The organism is Burkholderia sp. Ed8, assembly GCF_040761425.1.
GTDB classification, from domain to species: Bacteria; Pseudomonadota; Gammaproteobacteria; order Burkholderiales; family Burkholderiaceae; genus Burkholderia; species Burkholderia seminalis.
The window spans coordinates 1,263,402-1,284,520 of sequence record NZ_CP142885.1 but is presented as its reverse complement, the minus strand read 5'-3'; the positions used below and the strand labels follow the sequence as shown (position 1 = coordinate 1,284,520).

At 67.9% G+C, this 21,119-nt stretch carries 14 protein-coding genes; 10 read left to right on the top strand and 4 right to left on the bottom strand.

The window, feature by feature from the left end; all coding sequences use genetic code 11:
- Window positions 1-83: 83 nt before the first annotated feature.
- From gndA to VXM69_RS05995, 3 genes are all read right to left on the bottom strand, one after another.
- Window positions 84-1,496 carry an NADP-dependent phosphogluconate dehydrogenase gene (gndA, locus tag VXM69_RS06005; RefSeq protein WP_049031130.1) on the bottom strand — a complete coding sequence of 471 codons (1,413 nt, stop codon included), beginning with the start codon at window positions 1,494-1,496 and terminating at the stop codon, window positions 84-86.
- 97 nt (window positions 1,497-1,593) lie between these two features.
- Complete coding sequence (locus VXM69_RS06000) at window positions 1,594-2,235, bottom strand: DUF938 domain-containing protein (RefSeq protein WP_367189156.1); 642 nt, start codon at window positions 2,233-2,235, stop codon at window positions 1,594-1,596.
- Complete coding sequence (locus VXM69_RS05995) at window positions 2,232-3,128, bottom strand: NAD-dependent protein deacetylase (RefSeq protein WP_034185767.1); 897 nt, start codon at window positions 3,126-3,128, stop codon at window positions 2,232-2,234. The genes VXM69_RS06000 and VXM69_RS05995 overlap by 4 nt, the downstream gene beginning before the upstream one ends.
- Window positions 3,129-4,235: 1,107 nt before the next feature.
- Here VXM69_RS05995 and VXM69_RS05990 point away from each other — a divergent pair.
- Both VXM69_RS05990 and VXM69_RS05985 read left to right on the top strand, forming a co-directional pair.
- Window positions 4,236-5,195: an LLM class oxidoreductase gene (locus VXM69_RS05990; protein ID WP_124668836.1), complete on the top strand. Its 960-nt coding sequence runs from the start codon at window positions 4,236-4,238 to the stop codon at window positions 5,193-5,195.
- 327 nt (window positions 5,196-5,522) lie between these two features.
- Entirely contained in the window at window positions 5,523-7,979 is a 2,457-nt protein-coding gene (locus VXM69_RS05985) for a mechanosensitive ion channel family protein (protein WP_367189155.1), read from the top strand.
- Window positions 7,980-7,983: 4 nt separating this feature from the next.
- Here the strand turns inward: VXM69_RS05985 and VXM69_RS05980 are convergent, their stop codons facing one another.
- Window positions 7,984-8,820 (bottom strand): CerR family C-terminal domain-containing protein, encoded by an 837-nt coding sequence (locus VXM69_RS05980; protein WP_049032077.1) that lies wholly within the window; start codon window positions 8,818-8,820, stop codon window positions 7,984-7,986.
- Window positions 8,821-8,911: 91 nt separating this feature from the next.
- Between VXM69_RS05980 and VXM69_RS05975 the strand changes: the two genes are divergently transcribed.
- The 8 genes from VXM69_RS05975 (at window position 8,912) to VXM69_RS05940 (ending at window position 21,118) form a co-directional block, all read left to right on the top strand.
- Window positions 8,912-10,048, top strand: coding sequence for an HlyD family secretion protein (locus VXM69_RS05975; RefSeq protein WP_301741895.1), 1,137 nt, complete (start codon window positions 8,912-8,914; stop codon window positions 10,046-10,048).
- Window positions 10,041-11,627 (top strand): MDR family MFS transporter, encoded by a 1,587-nt coding sequence (locus VXM69_RS05970; RefSeq protein ID WP_034185762.1) that lies wholly within the window; start codon window positions 10,041-10,043, stop codon window positions 11,625-11,627. Before VXM69_RS05975 ends, VXM69_RS05970 begins: the two co-directional genes overlap by 8 nt.
- Before the next feature lie 13 nt (window positions 11,628-11,640).
- Entirely contained in the window at window positions 11,641-13,128 is a 1,488-nt protein-coding gene (locus VXM69_RS05965) for an efflux transporter outer membrane subunit (RefSeq protein WP_367189154.1), read from the top strand.
- 235 nt (window positions 13,129-13,363) lie between these two features.
- Window positions 13,364-14,899, top strand: a complete 1,536-nt coding sequence (locus VXM69_RS05960) for a catalase (protein ID WP_200086679.1) — start codon at window positions 13,364-13,366, stop codon at window positions 14,897-14,899.
- Between the two features lie 78 nt (window positions 14,900-14,977).
- The gene (locus tag VXM69_RS05955) at window positions 14,978-15,589 is read left to right on the top strand and encodes an ankyrin repeat domain-containing protein (protein WP_367189153.1); all 612 of its coding nucleotides are present in this window, start codon (window positions 14,978-14,980) and stop codon (window positions 15,587-15,589) included.
- Between the two features lie 81 nt (window positions 15,590-15,670).
- Window positions 15,671-16,141: a VirK family protein gene (locus tag VXM69_RS05950; RefSeq protein ID WP_226226818.1), complete on the top strand. Its 471-nt coding sequence runs from the start codon at window positions 15,671-15,673 to the stop codon at window positions 16,139-16,141.
- 655 nt (window positions 16,142-16,796) lie between these two features.
- Complete coding sequence (locus VXM69_RS05945) at window positions 16,797-17,954, top strand: efflux RND transporter periplasmic adaptor subunit (protein ID WP_367189152.1); 1,158 nt, start codon at window positions 16,797-16,799, stop codon at window positions 17,952-17,954.
- 20 nt (window positions 17,955-17,974) lie between these two features.
- Window positions 17,975-21,118 carry a multidrug efflux RND transporter permease subunit gene (locus VXM69_RS05940; RefSeq protein WP_367189151.1) on the top strand — a complete coding sequence of 1,048 codons (3,144 nt, stop codon included), beginning with the start codon at window positions 17,975-17,977 and terminating at the stop codon, window positions 21,116-21,118.
- Window position 21,119: the final 1 nt, after the last annotated feature.

The window sequence follows — 21,119 nt, the reverse complement described above, 5'->3', positions numbered from 1 at the left end:
GGAGCCAACAATATCGGCATCCGGGATAGAAAAACCCTATTCAAAGAATAGATTTTCGCAACAATGCCGCCCCCGCGCGCCGGTTACGACCAGTTCGCGTGGAAGCTGCCCGGCTGGTCGGTACGCTCGAACGTATGCGCGCCGAAGAAGTCGCGCTGCGCCTGCACGAGGTTCGCCGGCAGCCGCTCGGAACGGTAGCTGTCGAAGTACGCGACCGCCGACGCGAACGCCGGGACCGGCACGCCGGCCTTGACCGCGGCGACCACGACGTCGCGCAGCGCCGTCTGGTAGTTCGCGGCGATGTCCTTGAAGTACGGGTCGAGCAGCAGGTTCGCGAGCGCCGGATCCTTCGCGTAGGCGTCGGTGATCTTCTGCAGGAAGCGCGCGCGGATGATGCAGCCCGCGCGGAAAATCTTCGCGATCGTCCCGAGATCGAGGTTCCAGCCGTACTCTTCCGACGCCGTGCGCAGTTGCGCGAAGCCCTGCGCGTACGAGATCACCTTGCTCAGGTACAGCGCGCGGCGCACCGCTTCGACGAACGCGGCGCGATCGCCGTCGAACGGCGCGGCGGCCGGGCCCGACAGGATCTTGCTGGCCGCGACGCGCTCGGTCTTCAGCGACGACAGCACGCGCGCGAACACCGACTCGGTGATGAGCGGCAGCGGCACGCCGAGATCCAGCGCGTTCTGGCTCGTCCACTTGCCGGTGCCCTTCTGCGCGGCGCGATCGAGGATCACGTCGACGAGGTGCTTGCCGGTCTCCTCGTCCTTCTTGCCGAAGATCTTCGACGTGATCTCGATCAGGTAGCTGTCGAGTTCGCCCTGGTTCCATTCGGTGTACACCGCGCCGAGTTCGTCGTTGGTCAGGCCCGCGACGTCCTTCAGCACCGAGTAGCTTTCGGCGATCAGCTGCATGTCGCCGTATTCGATACCGTTGTGGACCATCTTCACGTAGTGGCCCGCACCGTCCGGGCCCATGTACGCGACGCACGGCTCGCCGTCCGACGGCGCCTTCGCGGCGATCTGCTTGAGGATCGGCTCGACGAGGTCGTACGCGTCGCGCTGGCCGCCGGGCATGATCGACGGGCCGCGCAGCGCGCCCTCCTCGCCGCCCGACACGCCGGTGCCGATGAAGTGCAGGCCCGACTGCGCGAGTTCCTGGTTGCGGCGGATCGTGTCGGTGAAGTGCGTATTGCCGCCGTCGATCAGCACGTCGCCCTTCTCGAGCAGCGGCTTGAGCGACGCGATCGTCGCATCGGTCGCCTCGCCGGCTTTCACCATCATCAGGATCCGGCGCGGCGTTTCCAGCGACGCGACGAATTCTTCGAGCGTATAGGTCGGCACCAGGTTGCGGCCGGGGAATTCGGCGATCAGTTCGTCGGTTTTCTCGCGGCTGCGGTTGTACACCGACACCGCGTAACCGCGGCTCTCGATATTGAGTGCGAGATTGCGGCCCATCACCGCAAGTCCGATCACACCGATTGCTTGTTTGCCCATTAGTCAATTCTCCGGAAAAAACGGGGCGCGACCCGAACCGGGCCGCGCGCACAGGCGAAAGGATAGTGGAAACCCGGCGTCGATGCGCGCCGGCGTGTCATTGCTCCGCGTGCGGCAACCGCCGGAACACGACGCTCAGGTTGTTCGCCGGCATCTCGACGACCTCGATACAGTCGAGCCCGCGATCGAGGCCGAGCGCGACGACGGTCTCGAGATCGCGCACGCCCCACGACGGGTCGCGGCTGCGCAGCTGCAGGTCGAATGCCTCGTTCGACGGCGCCGTGTGCCGGCCTTCGCGGCGGTACGGACCGTACAGGAACAGCACGCCGCCCGGCCGCAGCAGCCGCGCCGCGCCCGCGAACAGCGCTTCCGTGCAGGCCCACGGAGAAATGTGAATCATGTTGATGCAGACGATCGCGTCGAGCATCGCGACCGGCCACGATGCCTCGCGCACGTCGAACGCCAGCGGCCCGGCGACGTTCGCGAGGCCCGCATGCGCGATCCACGCGGCGATCGAGTGCCGCGCCTGTTCGTCGGGGTCGCTCGGCTGCCAGCGCAGGCCCGGCAACGCCTGTGCGAAGTGGACGACATGCTGGCCGGTGCCGCTCGCGATTTCGAGCACGCTGCCGCTCGCCGGCAGCACGCGGCGCAATACGTCGAGGATCGGCCCGCGGTTGCGTTCGGCCGCGGGCGCCAGCAACCGCGCGGCGGGATCGGACGAAGACGGGGCGCCGGTCACGATGCATGCTCCACGGGGTTGCCGCCAAGCCCCAGACGGGCCGTCAGTGCGTCGAGCGCCGGCGCGCAACGCGCCTCGACCTTCAGCGTCAGGATCGGATCGGCGCGCGTATGGCCGAGATTGAGCGCGGCGACCGGCTTGTGCCGCGCCTGCGCCCACACGCAGAAGCGGTAGCCGGAATACACCATCAGCGACGAACCGACGACGAGCAGCGCATCGGCCGCGTCGAGCGCCTGCGACGCCAGCGCCACGCGTTCGCGCGGCACGTTCTCGCCGAAGAATACGACCGCCGGCTTCAGCAAGCCGCCGCATGCGGGACAGGCCGGCACCCGGAACGTGTCGAGCGCGGCCCATTCGAGGTGCGCGTCGCCGTCCGCGGCCGGCTCGGCCTGCGCGCCCAGCAGGTCGGGATTGTCGGCCTCGAGCACCGTCTGGATCGTCGCACGCGCATGGTGTGCGCCGCATTCGAGACAGGTCACGCCGTGGATCCCGCCGTGCAGTTCGATCACGTCGTCGCTGCCCGCGCGCTGATGCAGGCCGTCGACGTTCTGCGTGACGAGGCGCTCGATCCGGCCCGCGCCGCCGAGCCGCGCCAGCGCGGCGTGCGACCCGTTCGGTTGCGCGCGGCCGACGACGGGCCAGCCGATCATGCTGCGCGCCCAGTAACGCCGCCGCGCGGCATCGGAACCGAGGAATTCGTGAAGCTGGATCGGCGGCGAGCGCATCCACTGGCCATTGCGGTCGCGATAGCCGGGAATGCCGGAATCGGTGCTGATGCCCGCGCCGGTCAGCACGAGCAGGCGCGGATGCCGCTCGACGAACGCGTGCAGCGCGTCGAGCGCGGCCGGGTCGACGCCGGCGGTTGAGGAGTCGTGCAAGGCTGTGTCGTTCATGTTGGCAACGCGTGATCGGGCGCGCGGGCCGGCCGTGCGACCGCACGAGCGGCCCGCGCGCCAACACATGATACATAACGCCGCCCGATCCGGCCGGCGGCCCCGGGCGCAAAACCGGCGCACAAAAAAAGACGCCCATTCGCCGCTCGGCGATGGGCGCTTCAACAATTGATCCATCGGGGTAGTGGATCAACTGACAGCACAAAGTTGCGACGTCCGCCATGCAGCCACCGGCGAACGCTTCCCCTGGACTACGCGTGTTCCACGATGCTGCGCCGCGTCGCGCCACCGGCGCTTCCGTGCGGTCCGGGTCAGGTCCGCCATACCGCAACGCGCGGCGCGCGAACGCATCCGCCACGCGACGACTTGCGTTGCGCGACGGCATGACGGTCCGGGATCCAGGCCGGGGGCCATCCGCATGCATTCGGGGCTCATCCCCGACGGCCGACCGTCGCCGGTCGGCCTCGTGCATCCCGCGTGCACGTCGTCGTTCAGAACGAACCCGATTGCTCGGATGGAACGGAAAGCCGCGCGCTCACGTCGCCGCACGTAACGGCGAAGCGAATACCCTGGCAGGTCGGCGATTCATGTTTGCAACACGCCACGTTGCGATTCGGTCTCTTTTCATTCTCTTGTCCCCGTCTCCGATGCGTCCGACCTACTGAAGCGATCGCCGGGCCGACTACGCCCCCGCGATCACACTCACGGCCCCTACAGATATGCAAGGAGCGCACCATGCTTCGCGCGGCAAGGCCGCGCGGGCACCTGCAAGGCGGTCCGAAAGGATCGCGCACCGTCAGGAAGCGCGAACGTTTCGAAACTGAAACGCCCGCCGGCACGGGGCGATGGCCGGCCTTGCGCGTGGTCGCGCTGCAGCGGGCACCCGGGCGGGGACCGGCGCGTTGCGTCCGCGCGCCGCGGACAATCGTCCTACCATCGTCGCGCCCCGGCCTCGCTCGACGCGGCGTGACGCTGCGAATCGCGTAGCGCCGCGGACGCCGCACGCCGCATGCCGCATGCCGCACGGCTCGCGCGTTGCGCAAACACGCTAGCATTCGGACACGGAACGCCGCGCGTCCGCTTTTGCATCGCCCTCGAGGATCCGCCATGACCACGCCCGCCCCTGCCCGCCCCGACGTCGCTCGTCGCGTCTTTTCGGACGGACGGTTATCGATCGGCCTCACGCTGCCGCTGCTCCGCAGCGGCCGTATCGTCGCCGACTTCAACGAGCAGCTCGAACTCGCCGAGCTGGCCGATACACTCGGCTTTCGCGCACTGTGGATTCGCGACGTGCCGTTGAACAGCGCCGACTACCCGGACCCGGTCGGCCATCTCGACCCGTGGGTGCTGCTCGGTGCACTGGCATCGCGCACGCGGCGGATCGCACTGGCAAGCGGCGCGATCGTACTGCCGCTGCGACATCCGCTGCACATCGCGAAAGGCGCGCTGTCGGTCGCGACGCTGTCGGGCGGACGTTTCATCCTCGGGCTCGGCTCCGGCGACCGGCCGCCCGAATACGCGGCGTTCGGCATCGACGCGGAAACGCGTCGCGACCGCTACCGCGCACACTGGGAGGTCGTCGCGGCCGCGCTGGGCATACCGTCACGCGTGCTGCCCGACCAGGCGCCGCCCGACGCCCCCGAATTCACGCTGCTGCCGAGCGGCGACGATGCGGTGCCGATGCTCGCGGTCGGCTCGGGCGGACAAAGCGTCGACTGGATCGCGCGACACGCGATCGGCTGGATGACGTACCACCGCGATCCGGACACGCAGCGCGCCCGCCATTCGATGTGGCGCGCGGCGGTCGACCGGCTTCCCGCGCCGGAATTTCGCGCGTTCGGCGTGTCGATGCGGCTCGACCTCGCCGCGGACCCCGATGCGCCGGCCACCGCGCTGTCGCTCGGCTACGCAACCGGGCGCCGTGCGCTGGTCGACATCCTGCAGGACATGCGTGCGGCGGGCACGCATCATGTCACGCTGAACCCGGGATCGGACCGACCCGTGCGCGAGGTCATCGAGGAAATCGCCGAACACGTGCTGCCGGTCTTTCACGACGAACATGCCTGATTCATCAGGAAACCGAATTTATCCGATGCGTCGCACATGATCGGGCGAATGCGCACGTGGCAGGGGATTGCCCGTGCCCGACGGCAAACGGGCGTGACAGGCATCTTGCGATTCGGCAAGCCGTGCCCGCCCGATTGCCGGACCATCTGGAGCCGGCACCGGAGATTTGCCTGCGCGAGCGCACTGCAAACGCCCGCGCCGCCTTGGGGATGCCCGATTCGAATCGTCGTCGACGGAACTATTCGCGTCCGGCCGCGATCATGTTAACTTCCGTCCATCGTTCAGCCCGGCGGGCCGCGCCCCGATGCGCACCCGCATGCCCACTCCATGCGACATTTCCTCCTCGGCTGGCTGCTTGCCGCCGTCGTGTCGGCCGCCCATGCGGCCGCCCCCGCTCCGGCCGCCGCTTCGGCCGCTTCCGGCACCGCGCCCGCGCTGACGCCGCAACAGGCCCAGCAGGCACTCAATGTGCTCGAAAACCCCCGCGATCGCGCGCAGGTCGAAACGACGCTGCGCGCGATCGCAGCCGTCGGCGTACTGAGTGCGCCCGCGGCCACCGCCAGCAATGCGGCCGCGGCGAGCAGCGCATCGGCCGCCGCGGTCCCGACCGCGCTCACGTCGAACGGGCTCGCGTCGATGCTCGTTCGCCAGGGGGCGCACTGGACCACCGAAATCGGCAGCGCGCTGAAGGAATCGTTGCACTCGCTGCTCGATGTCGGCTCGGTCGGCAACTGGTGGCATGACAGGCTGGTGCGCGCCGACGCGCGCGCCGAGCTCACGCACGCGGCCTGGACCATCCTCGCCGTGCTCGTGCCCGCGCTCTTCGTCGAATGGCTCGCGAGGCGGTTGCTGCGGCGTGCGCTGGCTGCGGTCGCGGCGCGGCGCGCCGGCCCATCGCGTACCGCCGCGCCCGATTCCGTCCCGCCCGACGACGACGCACCGCCGGACTCATCCGCCCCACCCGATGCCACCGACGCTGCCGAAGCCGCGCCGCCTTCATCCCACGGTCAAGGCGATGCGCGGCGTCACACCACGCTGCTGCACCGGATGCCGCGCGCGCTCGTCAGCCTGGGGCTGCGCGCGGTGCCGCTGCTCGTGTTCGTCGGCGTCGCGAGCCTGGCGATGTCGCTGCTCGGCGATACGGGCGCGCCGATCGAATCCGCGCTCGAAGCGCTGATCGACACCTACGTGATCTGCCGGCTCGTCACGATCGTCAGCCGGCTGTTCTTCCAGCCCGACGCGCGACAGCTGCGGCTGCTGCATATCAGCGACGCATGGGCCGATTTCGCGCAGCGCTCGATCGCGCGGATCGTGATCGTGGTCGGCGCCTGCACGGCCGCGGTCGAGATCGCCGCAAGCTTCGGCCTCAGCGAAGCCGGCCACGTCGCGCTGCTGAAAGCCGTCGCGCTCGCCGGGCACGTGATGATCTCGGTGCTGATCCTGCAGTGCCGCCGGCCGGTCGCAGCAAGGATCCGCACGGCCGGCGCCGACCGCCCGACCTTCGCCGTGGTCGCCAATGCGCTCGCGGACGCCTGGGCCCCCGTGTCGGTCTTCGTCGTGATGGCGCTGTGGTTCGTGTGGGCGCTCGACGTCCACAACGGCTACCGCGTGCTGATCACGCTCGGCGGCCGCTCGATCGCCGTGATGATCGGCATGCGGATGGTGTCGATCGTCGTGTTCGGCGCGCTCGCGCGGCTGTTCCAGCGCCGCGACGAGGACCGCACGCTCGTCCATCTGCACGCATACCGCTATTACCCGCTGCTGCGCCAGATCGTATCGGGCGCGATCGGCGTCGTGACCCTCGTGCTGTTGCTGCAGATCTGGGGCGTGCCGGTCTTCCGCGCGTTCGGGACGGGCACCATCGGCCACCGCCTCGCGTCGGCGCTGGTGACGATCGCGATCGCGGCGATCGTCGCGCTCGTCGTCTGGGAAGCCGCGAACATCGCGATCGAGCGCCGCCTGCAGCGCTGGACGCGCGAAGGCAACCTGGTGCGGGCGGCACGGCTGCGCACGCTGCTGCCGATGCTGCGCTCGCTGCTGTTCGTGATGATCGCGCTCGTCGTCGTGCTGACGGGCCTCAGCGAACTCGGCGTGAACATCGGCCCGCTGCTGGCCGGGGCGAGCATCTTCGGCGTCGCGCTCGGCTTCGGTTCGCAAAAGCTCGTGCAGGATTTCATCACCGGGATCTTTCTGCTGATGGAAAACGCGATGCAGGTCGGCGACTGGGTCACGCTCGCCGGCGTGTCGGGCACGGTCGAATACCTGTCGATCCGCACCGTGCGGCTGCGCGCGGGCGACGGGTCGCTGTATACGATCCCGTTCAGCTCGGTGACGACCGTCAACAATACGAATCGCGGGCTCGGCAACGCGGCCGTCAAGGTCAGCATCGCGTACGGCGAGGACATCGATCGCGCGATCGCGACGCTGAAGGAAATCGGCGCCGCGTTGCGCGACGATCCGACGTACCGCGACGGCATCCTGTCGGACTTCAGCTACTGGGGTATCGACCAGGTCGACGGTGCGGCGCTCGCGCTGGCCGGACAGATGCAGTGCACGGACTCGGCGCGCTGGAGCGTGCAGCGCGAATTCAACCGGCGGATCGCGGAGACCTTCCGCGAGCGCGGGATCCAGATCGCCAATCCGCAGCGCAGCCTGGTTGCCTATGCGGACGGAACGCGGCCTGCCGGCAGCGATGAAGGCGACCACACCACCGACGACATCACCGCGCCCGACACGCCGCCCCGGCCGCCGTCGCCCGGCAACGGGGGGCGCAAGCCGGGTTGATCGCTCAACGCGCGGCGGGTTTCTTCACGCGCGCCGTCTTTTTCGCCGCAGGGCGTGCCGTTCCCGGTTTCGCCGCGCGTTTCGACGCGGCGGCACCCGGCGCGCGCTTCGCGGCGCTTTCCGGCCCGGCCGCCGGCGCGTCGCGCTGCACGTGCCATTGCTCGAGCAGCACGCGCGTCTGGTCGGCGATCGTCTCGATCAGCAGCGCCGCACGCTCGCCCTCGAACGCGTCCCACTCGAGCAACTGCAGCGCCGAACGCTGCGCGATGTGGAATACCGTGAGCTGCCCGAACAGGCTCAGCGCGCGCAACCGCGTGACGGGATCGTCGGCCGGCCGCCCCGAAATGCGGCCGATCAGCGCGGCGCTCACGTCGTTCAGCGGCTTGCGCATGCGCGACATCAGGATTTCGCTCGCGCTCGCCGGCTCCTGGCCGCCCTGCTCGCGCGCAAAGAACATGCGCTGATTCATCGTCTTCGGCGCGGTGAACATCCGGTCCGACAGGGCGCGCAGCAACCCGATGAACGCATCGATCAGCACGTCGATCTCCGCGTGCGCATCGAGCATCGCCCATGCATGGCCGACCGCGGGCGCGAACACCTGCCAGCCGGTCTCCGCGATCGTCTCCACGCACGCGCGGTACACGCCTTCCTTGTTCTCGAAGTAGTACTGCAGCGCCGGCGCGTTCACGCCCGCCATCGCGGCGATCTCGCGCGTCGACGCGCCCGCGAACCCGCGTTCGCCGAACAGTTCGATTGCCGCCTCGATGATCCGCTGCCGCGTTTCGTCCCCGCGCGCGTAGCCGCCTGCCGACGTGCGGCGCAGCTTCTTCGCTTCGTTCATGCCTTCCTCGTCGTTCGATCGATCGATATTCTACTTGACACAATTTTATCAACTGGAATAATTCTTCCACTTGGAATAAATTGGATCCCGCATGTCGACGCCGCAAGACCCGCCCCAGCACCCGCCACAGAAAGCAGATCGTCAGGAAAACGGAACAACGCCGCGCAACGGAAACGGCGGATCGAAGCGGCGCATCCTGCTCGCCGTCGCCGTGCTCGCCGCCATCGGCGGCGCCGTCTGGCTCGGCCGCTGGTGGACGGTCGGCCGCTTCATCGAAAGCACCAACGATGCGTACCTGCAGGCGGACAGCATGACCGCCGCGCCGAAAGTCGCGGGCTACGTGACCGACGTCTATGTCCGCGACAACCAGGCCGTGAAGGCCGGCGATCCGCTCGTGCGGCTCGATGTCCGCCAGTACCAGGTCGCGCTCGCGCAGGCGCTGGCCACCGTCGACGCCCGCCGTGCGGACATCGCGCGCGCCGAAGCCGACATCAGCCAGCAGCGTGCGAATCTCGAGCAGGCCGACGCGCAGGCGAAGGTGTCCCGCATCAATGCTCAGCACGCCAGCGACGAATACACGCGCTATGCGCCACTCGCGGCAACCGGCGCCGAAACGCACGAACGCGTCGCCGACCTGAAGAGCACACGCGACCAGGCCGCCGCGACGCTGGCCGCGAACAACGCGTCGATCGCTGCCGCGCGCACGCAGATCGCGTCGTTCACCGCGCAACTCCAGCAGGCGCGCGCGCAGCTCGAGGCCGCGCAGGCCAGCGCCGCGCAATCGCAGCTCGATCTCGACAACACGATCGTGCGCAGCACGCTCGCCGGCCGCGTCGGCGATCGCACGGTACGCGTCGGCCAGTACGTGCAGCCCGGCACGCGGCTGCTGACCGTCGTGCCGGTCGACTCGATCTATCTCGTCGCGAACTTCAAGGAAACGCAGATCGGCAACATGCGCATCGGCCAGCCCGTGTCGCTGCATGTCGACGCACTGCCGGACGGCACGTTGTCCGGCGTCGTCGACAGCTTCGCGCCCGGCACCGGCGCGCAGTTCGCGCTGCTGCCGCCGGAAAACGCGACCGGCAACTTCACGAAGATCGTCCAGCGCGTGCCGGTGCGCATCCGCCTGGACTCGAACGCCCGCGCGCAGCGCATGCTGCTGCCGGGGCTGTCGGTCACGGTCGACGTCGACACGCGTTCGGCCCGCGACGAGCAGCGCCATGGCTGATACGTCCGCCACGATGCCCGCGCCGCCGCACGAAGGCCGCGCAAGCGTCACCGACTGGATCGCGGTCGCGGCCGGCGCGCTCGGCGCGCTGATGGCCACGCTCGACATTTCGATCACGAACTCCGCGTTGCCGCAGATCCAGGGCGAAATCGGCGCGACCGGCACCGAAGGCACCTGGATCTCGACCGGCTACCTGATGTCGGAGATCGTGATGATCCCGCTCGCCGCGTGGCTCACGCGCGTGTTCGGGCTGCGCAATTTCCTGCTGACGAACTCCGCGCTGTTCATCGCGTTCTCGATGATGTGCGGCTGGTCGCACTCGCTGCCGATGATGATCGCCGGCCGGATCGGCCAGGGCTTCACGGGCGGCGCGCTGATCCCGACCGCGCAGACGATCATCCGCACGCGGCTGCCGCTGTCGCAACTGCCGGTCGGGATGACGCTGTTCGGCCTGATCGTGCTGCTCGGGCCGTTGTTCGGCCCGGTGCTCGGCGGCTGGCTCGCGGAAAACGTGAGCTGGAGCTGGTGCTTCTTCCTGAACCTGCCCGTGTGCCTGCTGCTGATGGCGCTGCTGGTGTTCGGACTGCCGTCGGACCGCCCGCACTGGAGCGCGTTCTTCAACGCGGACTGGCTCGGCATCTTCGGCCTCGCGATCGGCCTGAGCTCGCTCACCGTCGTGCTCGAGGAAGGCCAGCGCGAACGCTGGTTCGAATCGCAGATGATCGTCACGCTGAGCATCGTGTCGTTGGCCGGGATGATCCTGATCGCGCTGTCGCAACGCTTCGCGACACGGCCGATCGTGCGGCTGTCGCTGATGCGCAACCCGCGCTACGCAAGCGTGATCGTGATCGTGTCCGCGGTCGGCGCCGGGCTGTACGGGGTGTCCTACCTGCTGCCGCAGTTCCTCGCGATCGTCGCCGGCTACAACGCGGAACAGGCCGGCGCGATCATGCTGCTGTCGGGGCTGCCGGCCTTTCTCGTGATGCCGATCCTGCCGCGCCTGCTCGGCAAGGTCGATTTCCGCATCCTCGTGATCTCGGGGCTGCTGCTGTTCTGCCTGAGCTGCATGCTCGACATCAGCCTGACCGCGCAGAGCGTCGGCCACGACTTCGTGTGGTCGCAACTGATCCGCGGCGTCGCGCAGATGCTCGCGATGATGCCGCTCAACCAGGCATCGATGGCGGCCGTCGCGCGTGAAGATTCGGGCGACGCGGCCGGGCTCTACAACATGGCGCGCAACCTCGGCGGTTCGATCGGCCTCGCGATCATCGGCACCGTGATCGACCGGCGCACGACCTACCATACAGCCATGCTCCGCGAATCGGTGACCGCCAACTCGCTGATCGGACAGGACCGGCTGTCCGCCTATGCGGCCAACTGGTTCTCGCACACCGGCGACCTCGCGTATTCGAACCTGCGCGCGCTCGGACAACTGGCGCAGCAGATCCAGATCCAGGCCGTCGTGATGACCTACTCCGAAACCTTTTATCTGCTGGGCCTCGCGCTGCTCGCCTGCGTGCCGCTCGCGCTGCTGCTGAGAACGCCGCGCGGGCCGCAACCGATGTCGTCCGGCCATTGAACCGTCTTACGCGATGAAACCCTTCTTCCCGCCCCGCCGCCCCGCACTCACGCTGTGCGCGGCCGCGTGCCTGCTCGCCGGCTGCACGGTCGGCCCCGACTATCGCGGCGCACCCGCCGCCCCCGATGCGCCGACGTTCGTGCGTGCGCCTGCCGCCGGCGTCGACACCGCCGCGCCCGCCCCGAGCGCGTGGTGGCGCGCGCTGAACGACCGTCAGCTCGACGAGCTGATCACCGCCGCGCTCGTCTTCAACCCCGATCTGCACGCGGCCCAGGCACGCTTGCGTGCATCGCGTGCACAGCTCTCGCAACAGCGTGCGGCCCAGTTGCCGAAAGCGTCGGCCACCGCCGCGGCCGTCCGCATGCGCGAACCGGATATCAGCGCGCTCGGTTCGCTGCTGCCGTCGAACGGCTCGAACCCGTCGGGCGGCACGTCGCCGTCGCTGGGCGGCTCGGGCCCGCTGCAGCTCTATTCGGCGGGCTTCGACGCAACCTGGGAAATCGACCTGTTCGGCGGTACGCGCCGCGCGGTCGAAGCCGCGTCCGCACAGGCCGAAGCAGTGGATGCCGACCTCGCCGATACACAGGTGTCGATCGCAGCCGAAGTCGCCAATGCGTACGTCGACCTGCGCGACCAGCAGCAGCGGCTTGCGCTGTCGCGGCAAACCGCCGGGTTGCAGCAGAAGATGCTCGAACTCACGCAGCAGCGCCGCGCGCGCGGCGTCGCGGCCGATGCGGACATCGAACGCCTGAAGACGCAGGTCGAGAACACGCGCGCGTCGCTGATCCCGCTCGACGCGCAGGTGACGGAGTCGCTCGACCGGCTCGCGATCCTGACGGGCCGCGCGCCCGGCGCGCTCGATGCCGCGCTGTCGAGCGCGGATGTGCCGCTGCCGACGCTGCCCGGCAACGTCGCGATCGGCGATCCGGCCACGCTGCTCAAGCAACGCCCCGACATTCGCGCGGCCGAGCGCCGGCTCGCGTCGAGCAATGCGCAGATCGGCGAGCATGTGGCCGACTATTTCCCGAAGGTGACGCTGCTCGGCGATCTCGGCTTCAGCGCGGCGGACCCGGGGCACCTGTTCCGCAAGCAGAATTTCACGTGGGTCGGTGCGCCGTACCTGCAATGGAACATCCTCGACTTCGGTCGCACGCGCGGCGCGGTACGGGCAGCCGAAGCGTCGCGCGACGAAGCGGAAGCGAATTATCAGAAGGCCGTGCTCGGCGCATTACAGGATGCCAACACCGCATTGCAGCGCTATGGACACCAGCGCGAGCACGTCGTCGCCTTGACGAAGGTGCAGACATCGGCCGTGCATTCGCGCTCGCTGATGGACGAGCGCTATCGTGCGGGCGTCGCGTCGATGATCGACCTGCTCGATACGCAACGCGAAGCGCTGTCCGCGCAGCAGAACGTGATTGCCGGGCAAGCCGAACTGATCAAGGACTACGTGTCGGTGCAGAAGAGCCTTGGGCTCGGCTGGCAGGCAAACGCAGGGTGACGGCGCCGGCGCGCGTGACGCACGGTCGCCGCATCACGCGTGCCGCAACAACCCATTGCGCGCGCAACAATACCGGGTCGGGTCGGGTCGGGTCGTCCGCAACGAGCGGGCCCGCGCCGCTTCGACACCGCGGCTATCGAAAACATATCGAATATCAATTAGCCAATCATCTGACGATATCTTCTAATTCAGTCGGCTTCCCCACCACCGATCGGATTCAAGGAGTTCCATCGTCATGTCCTCATCCTCTCATCGTGCGCTGCGGCACGCAGTCGCCGCGATCTGCGTTGCCCTCTCCGCTTCCCCGTATGCCGCCGAACTCACGCGCGACACGGGCGCGCCCGTCGGCGACAACCAGAATTCGCAGACGGCCGGCCCCGCCGGCCCCGTGCTGCTGCAGGACTCCGCGCTCATCGAGAAACTGCAGCGCTTCGATCGCGAGCGCATTCCGGAACGCGTCGTGCATGCGCGCGGCACCGGGGCATTCGGCGAGTTCGTGCCGAGCGCCGACATCTCCGACCTGACGAAAGCGAAAGTCTTCACGCCCGGCACCCGCACGCCGGTGTTCGTGCGCTTCTCGACCGTGATGGGTTATCGCGGCTCGCCCGAACAGGCACGCGATCCGCGCGGCTTCGCGGTGAAGTTCTATACGCAGCAGGGCAACTGGGACATGGTCGGCATCAACTGGCCCGTGTTCTTCATTCGCGACGGCATCAAGTTCCCCGACTTCGTTCACGCGAACAAGCCGAGCGCCGTGACCGGCGTGCAGGACCCGAACCTCGCGTTCGACTTCTTCGCGCACACCCCCGAAGCGACCCACATGCTGACGATGCTGTACTCGGATGCCGGGATGCCCGACTCGTACCGTCGCATGGACGGCTTCGCGGTGCACGCGTTCAAGTTCGTCAATGCGCAGGGCGACGTGCACTACGTGAAGTTCCACTGGAAGAGCCAGCAAGGCGTGCACGGCCTGCGTCCGCAAGAGATCGCCGCGTCGATCGGGCACGACTGGAACATGATGACGAACGACCTGTACGGCGCGCTGAAGCAAGGCGATTTCCCGAAGTGGGATCTGTACGTGCAGGTGCTCACGCCGAAGGACCTGAACCGCTTCGACTTCGACGCGCTGGACGATACGAAGGTGTGGACCGGCGTACCTGAACGCAAGATCGGCACGATGACGCTCAATCGCGTGCCCGACAACTACTTCCAGTCAACCGAGGAATCGGCGTTCGCGCCGTCGCGGCTCGTGCCGGGCATCGAGCCGTCCGAAGACCGGATGCTGCAGGATCGCCTGTTCGCGTATGCCGACACGCAGATGTACCGCCTCGGCGCGAACTACATGGACCTGCCGATCAACCGCCCCGTCGTGCCGGTGGTCAACAACAACCAGGACGGCAAGATGAACTTCGGCGATCGCAAGGGCGAGGTGAACTACGAGCCGTCGACGCTGAACGAGCTGGCGCAGGATCCGCAGTACAAGTCGGTCCGCACGCCGCTCAGCGGCACGACGCAACAGGAAGCGATCCACAAGAAGCTGTTGTTCCGTCAAGCCGGCGAGTACTACCGCAGCCTGTCGCAGCAGGACAAGGACGACCTCGTCACCGCGCTGTCCGGCGATCTCGGCCAGGTGAAGAACGCGCATAACCAGTACGCGATGCTGTCGTACTTCTACAAGGCCGATGCCGACTACGGCACGCGGCTCGCGCAGGCCGTTCACGCGAACGTTCAGCAGGTGCAGTCGCTTGCGGCGAAACTGAGCGACAACTGATCGCGCGACGCCGGTCGCAGCCTGGCGTGCGCGGGAGCGCCGCGCACGCCGGCCCGATTTCTTCATCAGGACACCCTCATGCGATCAGAACGTTTCACCCATGCGGTTCGCGTGGCGACGACGGCGCTGGCGCTGGCCGCGATCGCCGGCTGCGCGCACCTGCCCGACCGGCCGGCGTACGGCAAGGCCGATCCCGCCGCACTGCGCCGCTATGACGGCGACTGGTTCGACGCCGCCCGCGTCGGCCGCGTCGACATCCTGCGCGCGTTGCACGACGCCGGGTATCCTGTCGACACTACCGACAGCCGCGGCTTTACGGCCGTGATACTCGCGTCGTACGACGGCCAGCCCGCCGCACTCGACTACCTGTTGTCGGCCGGCGCCAACGCGTGCATCGGCGATCGACACGGCAATACGGCGCTGATGGGTGCGCTCTTCAAGAACGAACCCGACATCGCCCGCCGCCTGATCGACACACGCTGCCCGATCGACCAGACGAACGGCGCCGGCGAAACCGCACTGGGGTTCGCGACGCTGTTCAATCGCTTCGAACTGATTCCGCTGCTCGTCGCGCACGGCGCGAATCCGAACCATGTCGACCGGCGCGGCCAGTCGCTGCTGCAGCTCGCGCTGACGCACGACAACACCGATGCCGCGGATGTGCTGCGTAAAGCCGGTGCCAGACCGTAGCGCGACTACGCGTCAACCGTCTGAACCATGCGAGCGCACCGTGCTATGGTGCCGTTGGTTTCATCGCACGGAGACAGGAAAATGCTGAATCGCTTCGCCATTGTTCTGGTTGCCGCCGGCGCGGCAACCAGCCTCGCGGCAACGGCCGCGGGCACCCAACCGGACAGCGCCAATGCGTATCGCCAGCTGCGCACGCGGCTCTTCGCGGGCGTGACGGTCACCGCGATCTTCTCGCCGAACCAGTGCCAGAACGCGCAGCAAGCCGCAACCCGGGCACCCGTACCCACCGTATCAGGCGGTTTCGCGATACGCGATTTCATGGAAGTCGGCGGCAATACGCTCGCGTTCGCCAACCAGCACCTGACCGTCCAGCCGAGCGGCGCGACGGTGCTCGAGCTGATCCAGTATCGCGTGATGCAGGACGAAAGCGCGACGGTAACGGTGCGCTCGCTTTCGCCCACGACGTACCAGCCCGTCGCGCCGGCCCAGGTGTTCCAGTGCACGCTCGGCGACGGCCTTCGTTTCGCCAATGCCTGGCGGGATCGCGACTGACGCTGGGAATGCGTAGCAAATGCGAGAATTCGTGTAAAAACAAAAGGAGTACTACGAAATTTGGATAGCGCACGGATAGGAGGAGCGATTCGTGCGCGGCCTTTCAACACGTCGATAACGATCGTCATCTTCGCGGCCGGCGCGAGTTCCGCCAGTTCGAGGTTGTCGCCGCGCACCGCATTCAGCAGCATCCGCTCGCGCCCCGCCGCCTGCGCGACATCCAGCCGCCGTGGGCGCGGCAGCCTTGTCGTCGCGAGCCGGTGCAGCCGCGCCGCCTCGTCACTCCATTCGCCCAGCGCCCCGCCGGTTCGGTCCTCACGAACCGGCGCAAGCCATCGCGCGCATCGAGCCCGAACACCGCGGCGTCCGACTGGCCGTCAAACTGCCGTGTCTTTCGGCTGACGGCCAGCGTAGCTCGCCAGGCCGCGATCGCTCCTCGTTGACTGCGTCAACGTGCGGATTGCCGGCACCACCGCACGCAGGATACCGCCCCGCCCCCATTCGTTCGACCGTCGCGACGCACGCCCCCTCTTTTCGGTTCCTTTCGCCGGCTCCATCGAATCTCCATCTTTCCGCATAAAAGACGCCAACTAATCCACGCACACTCCGCTCCGTCAAAGCAGGCAATGGACTGCCTGCATTTCCTGGAGTCGCCATGAAGAATCAGAAACGATGCTGCTACAGCGCGGTATGCGCGCTGACGGCGGCAGTACTGGCGGGGTGCGGACCCGCCGAACAGCAGGCCGCCGCACCGGCCATCCCGGTTGCGGCGATGACGCTCGCGGCCGCGCCCCTCGACGTGAGCGAAGACCTGCCGGGCCGCGTCGCGGCCGTGCGGATCGCCGAGATCCGCCCGCAGGTCAGCGGCATCGTCCAGCGCCGGCTGTTCGAACAAGGCACCGAGGTGCGCGCGGGCCGGCCGCTGTTCCAGATCAATCCGGCGCCGTTCAAGGCCGATATGGACACGGCCGCCGCGTCGCTGCAGCGCGCGCAGGCCGCGCTCGAACGCGCGAAGGTGCAGACCGCGCGCTTCAAGCCGCTCGTCGAGGCCGATGCGATCAGCCGCCAGGTGTACGACGACGCCGTGTCGCAACGCGACCAGGCCGCCGCCGACGTCGCGCAGGCCCGCGCGACGCTCGCGCGCCGCCAGCTCGACCTGAAATTCGCCACCGTGGAGGCGCCGATCGCCGGCCGCATCGACCAGGCGCTCGTGACCGAAGGCGCGCTGGTGTCGAGCACCGACAGCCAGCCGATGGCGCGCATCCAGCAGATCGACCAGGTCTACGTCGACGTGCGCCAGCCGGCCGCGTCGCTCGAATCGCTGCGCGGCGCGCTTGCCGCGCAGCCGGGCGCGACGGGCAACGGCCTGCCGGTCGACGTGCTGCGCGACGACGACACGCGCTTCGACGTGAAGGGACGCATGCTGTTCTCGGGCGTCAACGTCGATCCGGGCACCGGCGACGTGCTGCTGCGCGTGCTGGTCGACAACCCGAAACGCCAGCTGCTGCCGGGCATGTACGTGCGTGCCCGCATTCCGCGCGCGCACTACGCCAGCGCGGTGATGGTGCCGCAACAGGCGGTCGTGCGCGCGGGCGGCAAGCCGCAGGTGTGGGTGCTCGACGCGAAGGGCACCGCGCATCTGAAGGCCGTCGAGGTCGGCGAGCTGACGAACCGCAGCTACCGCATCAAGTCGGGCCTGCAGGCCGGCCAGAAGATCGTCGTCGAAGGCATGGAACGCCTGATCGACGGCGCGCCGGCCGCCGCGACCGACTGGAAGTCGCCCGACGCGGCCACCACCGCGTCCGCGCACTGAGTCACGAGGAGCCACCAGTCATGGCTGAATTCTTTATCCGACGCCCGGTGTTCGCGTGGGTGATCGCGCTCTTCATCATCCTGACGGGGCTGATCGCGATCCCGCAACTGCCGGTCGCGCGCTACCCGTCGGTCGCGCCGCCGTCCGTCACGATCACCGCGAACTACCCGGGCGCCACGCCGCAGACGATGAACGACGGCGTGCTGAGCCTCATCGAACGCGAACTGTCCGGCGTCAGGAACCTGCTCTACTTCGAATCGTCGGCCGATACGTCCGGCTCCGCGCAGATCACCGTGACGTTCAAGCCTGGTACCAACCCGGAGATGGCGCAGGTCGACGTGCAGAACAAGATCAAGTCGGTCGAGCCGCGCCTGCCGGCGGCCGTGCGCCAGAACGGGCTGATCGTCGAATCGGCGTCGTCCGGCTTCCTGATGCTGATCGGCCTGCGCTCCGACAACGGCCGCTTCGACGAAGGAGCGCTCGCCGACTACATGGCGCGCAGCGTGTCCGAGGAACTGCGGCGAATCGACGGTGTCGGGCGGGTGCTGCAGTTCGGCTCCGAACGCGCGATGCGCATCTGGGTCGATCCGCAGAAACTGATCAATTTCGGCCTGTCGATGAGCGACCTGACGACCGCGATCGGCCAGCAGAACGTGCAGATCGCGCCGGGCAGCCTCGGTGCGCTGCCCGCGCTGCCGGGCCAGCGCGTGACAGTGCCGCTCATCGCGCAGGGCCAGCTCACGACGCCGGAGGAGTTCGCGAAGGTCGTGCTGCGCGCGAACGCGGACGGCTCGAAAGTCGTGCTCGGCGACGTCGCACGCATCGAACTCGGCTCGCAGAACTACACGTTCGTGAGCCGCGAGAACAACAAGCCGGCCACCCTCGCCGGCGTGCAGCTCGCACCGGGCGCCAACGCGGTGAAGACCGCGGACGCGATCCGTGCGCGCATGGCCGAACTGAGCAAGTCGATGCCGTCCGGCATGACCTACTCGATTCCGCTCGACACGTCGCCGTTCGTGAAGATCTCGATCGAGAAGGTGCTGCACACGCTGCTCGAAGCGATGGTGCTCGTGTTCCTCGTGATGTACCTGTTCCTGCAGAACGTGCGCTATACGCTGATTCCGGCCATCGTCGCGCCGGTCGCGATGCTCGGCACGTTCACGGTGATGCTGATGACCGGCTTCTCGATCAACGTGCTGACGATGTTCGGCATGGTGCTCGCGATCGGCATCATCGTCGACGATGCGATCGTCGTCGTCGAGAACGTCGAGCGCCTGATGGCCGAGGAAGGATTGTCGCCGAAGGACGCGACCTCGAAGGCGATGAAGGAAATCACCGGCGCGATCATCGGCGTCACGCTGGTGCTGACCGCGGTGTTCCTGCCGATGGCGATGGCGAGCGGCTCGGTCGGCGTGATCTACCAGCAGTTCACGATGTCGATGGCCGTGTCGATCCTGTTCTCGGCGCTGCTGGCGCTGACGCTCACGCCGGCCCTGTGCGCGACGATGCTCAAGCCGCTCGAACCGGGCCATCACGAGAAACGCGGCTTCTTCGGCTGGTTCAACCGCCGCTTCGATCGCCTGACGAAATGGTACGAGACGCGCGTCGGCCGCCTGGTCGGCCGCACGGGCCGGGTGATGCTGGTGTTCGTCGCGATCTCCGGCGCCCTGGTGTTCGGCTTCCGCAGCCTGCCGTCGTCGTTCCTGCCGGACGAGGACCAGGGTTACTTCATCACCAGCTTTCTGCTGCCCGCGGACGCTACCGCCGAACGTACGCACGACGTGGTCGAGACGCTGGAGAAGCATCTTGCTTCGCGTCCGGCAATCCAGTCGAGCATTTCCGTGATCGGCTACGGCTTCTCGGGGCAAGGTCCGAACGCGGCGATCAACTGGTCCGTGATGAAGGACTGGAAGAACCGGGGCGGCGCGTCGACCCTCGAGGAAGGCATGCTCGCGCAGCAAGCGATGGCCGGCGTGACCGAAGGCACGGTGATGAGCCTGCTGCCGCCGGCGATCGACGAACTCGGCAACAGCTCCGGCTTCTCGATGCGTCTGGAAGACCGTGCCAACCAGGGCGCGGCGGCGCTCAAGGCGGCGGAAGTCAAGCTGCTCGAACTCGCCGCGCAAAGCAAGGTCGTGGCGGGCGTGTACCCGGACAGCCTTCCTGCCGGCACGAGCATCCGCCTCGAAATTGACCGTGCGAAGGCGCAAGCGCTCGGCGTGTCGTTCACGACGCTCAGCGACACGCTGTCGACCGCGATGGGTTCGACCTACGTGAACGACTTCCCGAACGCGGGCCGCATGCAGCAGGTGATCATCCAGGCCGACGCGCCGGCGCGCATGCAGATCGACAACGTGATGAAGCTGTACGTGCGCAACGCGGCCGGCGGCATGGTGCCGCTGTCCGAAGTGGTTCGCCCGGTATGGGCCGAGACGCCGCTGCAGATGGTGCGCTTCAAGGGCTACCCGTCCGCGCGGATCTCGGGCAACGCCGCACCGGGCCAGTCGAGCGGCGCGGCCATGGCCGAGATGGAGCGTCTCGCCGCGCAACTGCCGCCGGGCTTCGCGGTCGAGTGGACCGGCCAGTCGCTGCAGGAACGCCAGTCGGCGTCGCAGGCGCCGATGCTGATGGTGCTGTCGATGATCGTCGTGTTCCTCGTGCTCGCCGCGCTGTACGAAAGCTGGTCGATCCCGCTGTCGGTGATGCTGGTGGTACCGCTCGGCCTGATCGGCGCGATCGGGGCGGTGCTGCTGCGCGGCATGCCGAACGACGTGTTCTTCAAGGTCGGGATGATCACCGTGATCGGCTTGTCCGCGAAGAACGCCATCCTGATCGTCGAATTCGCGAAGCAGCTGCGCGAGGAAGGCAAGGGGCTCGTCGAAGCGGCCGTGCAGGCGTCGAAGCTGCGCCTGCGCCCGATCCTGATGACCTCGCTCGCGTTCGGCCTCGGTGTCGTGCCGCTGATGATCGCGACCGGCGCCAGCGCCGAAACGCAGCACGCGATCGGTACCGGTGTGTTCGGCGGCATGGTGACCGCCACGGTGCTGGCCATTTTCTTCGTCCCTGTTTTCTTTGTGTTCGTGACGAGCATCCAGGAGCGCATCGGCGCATGGCGGGCTTCCCGCAAGCAGCCGGCCGCCCCGACTCACGGACAGGAAGGTTGAT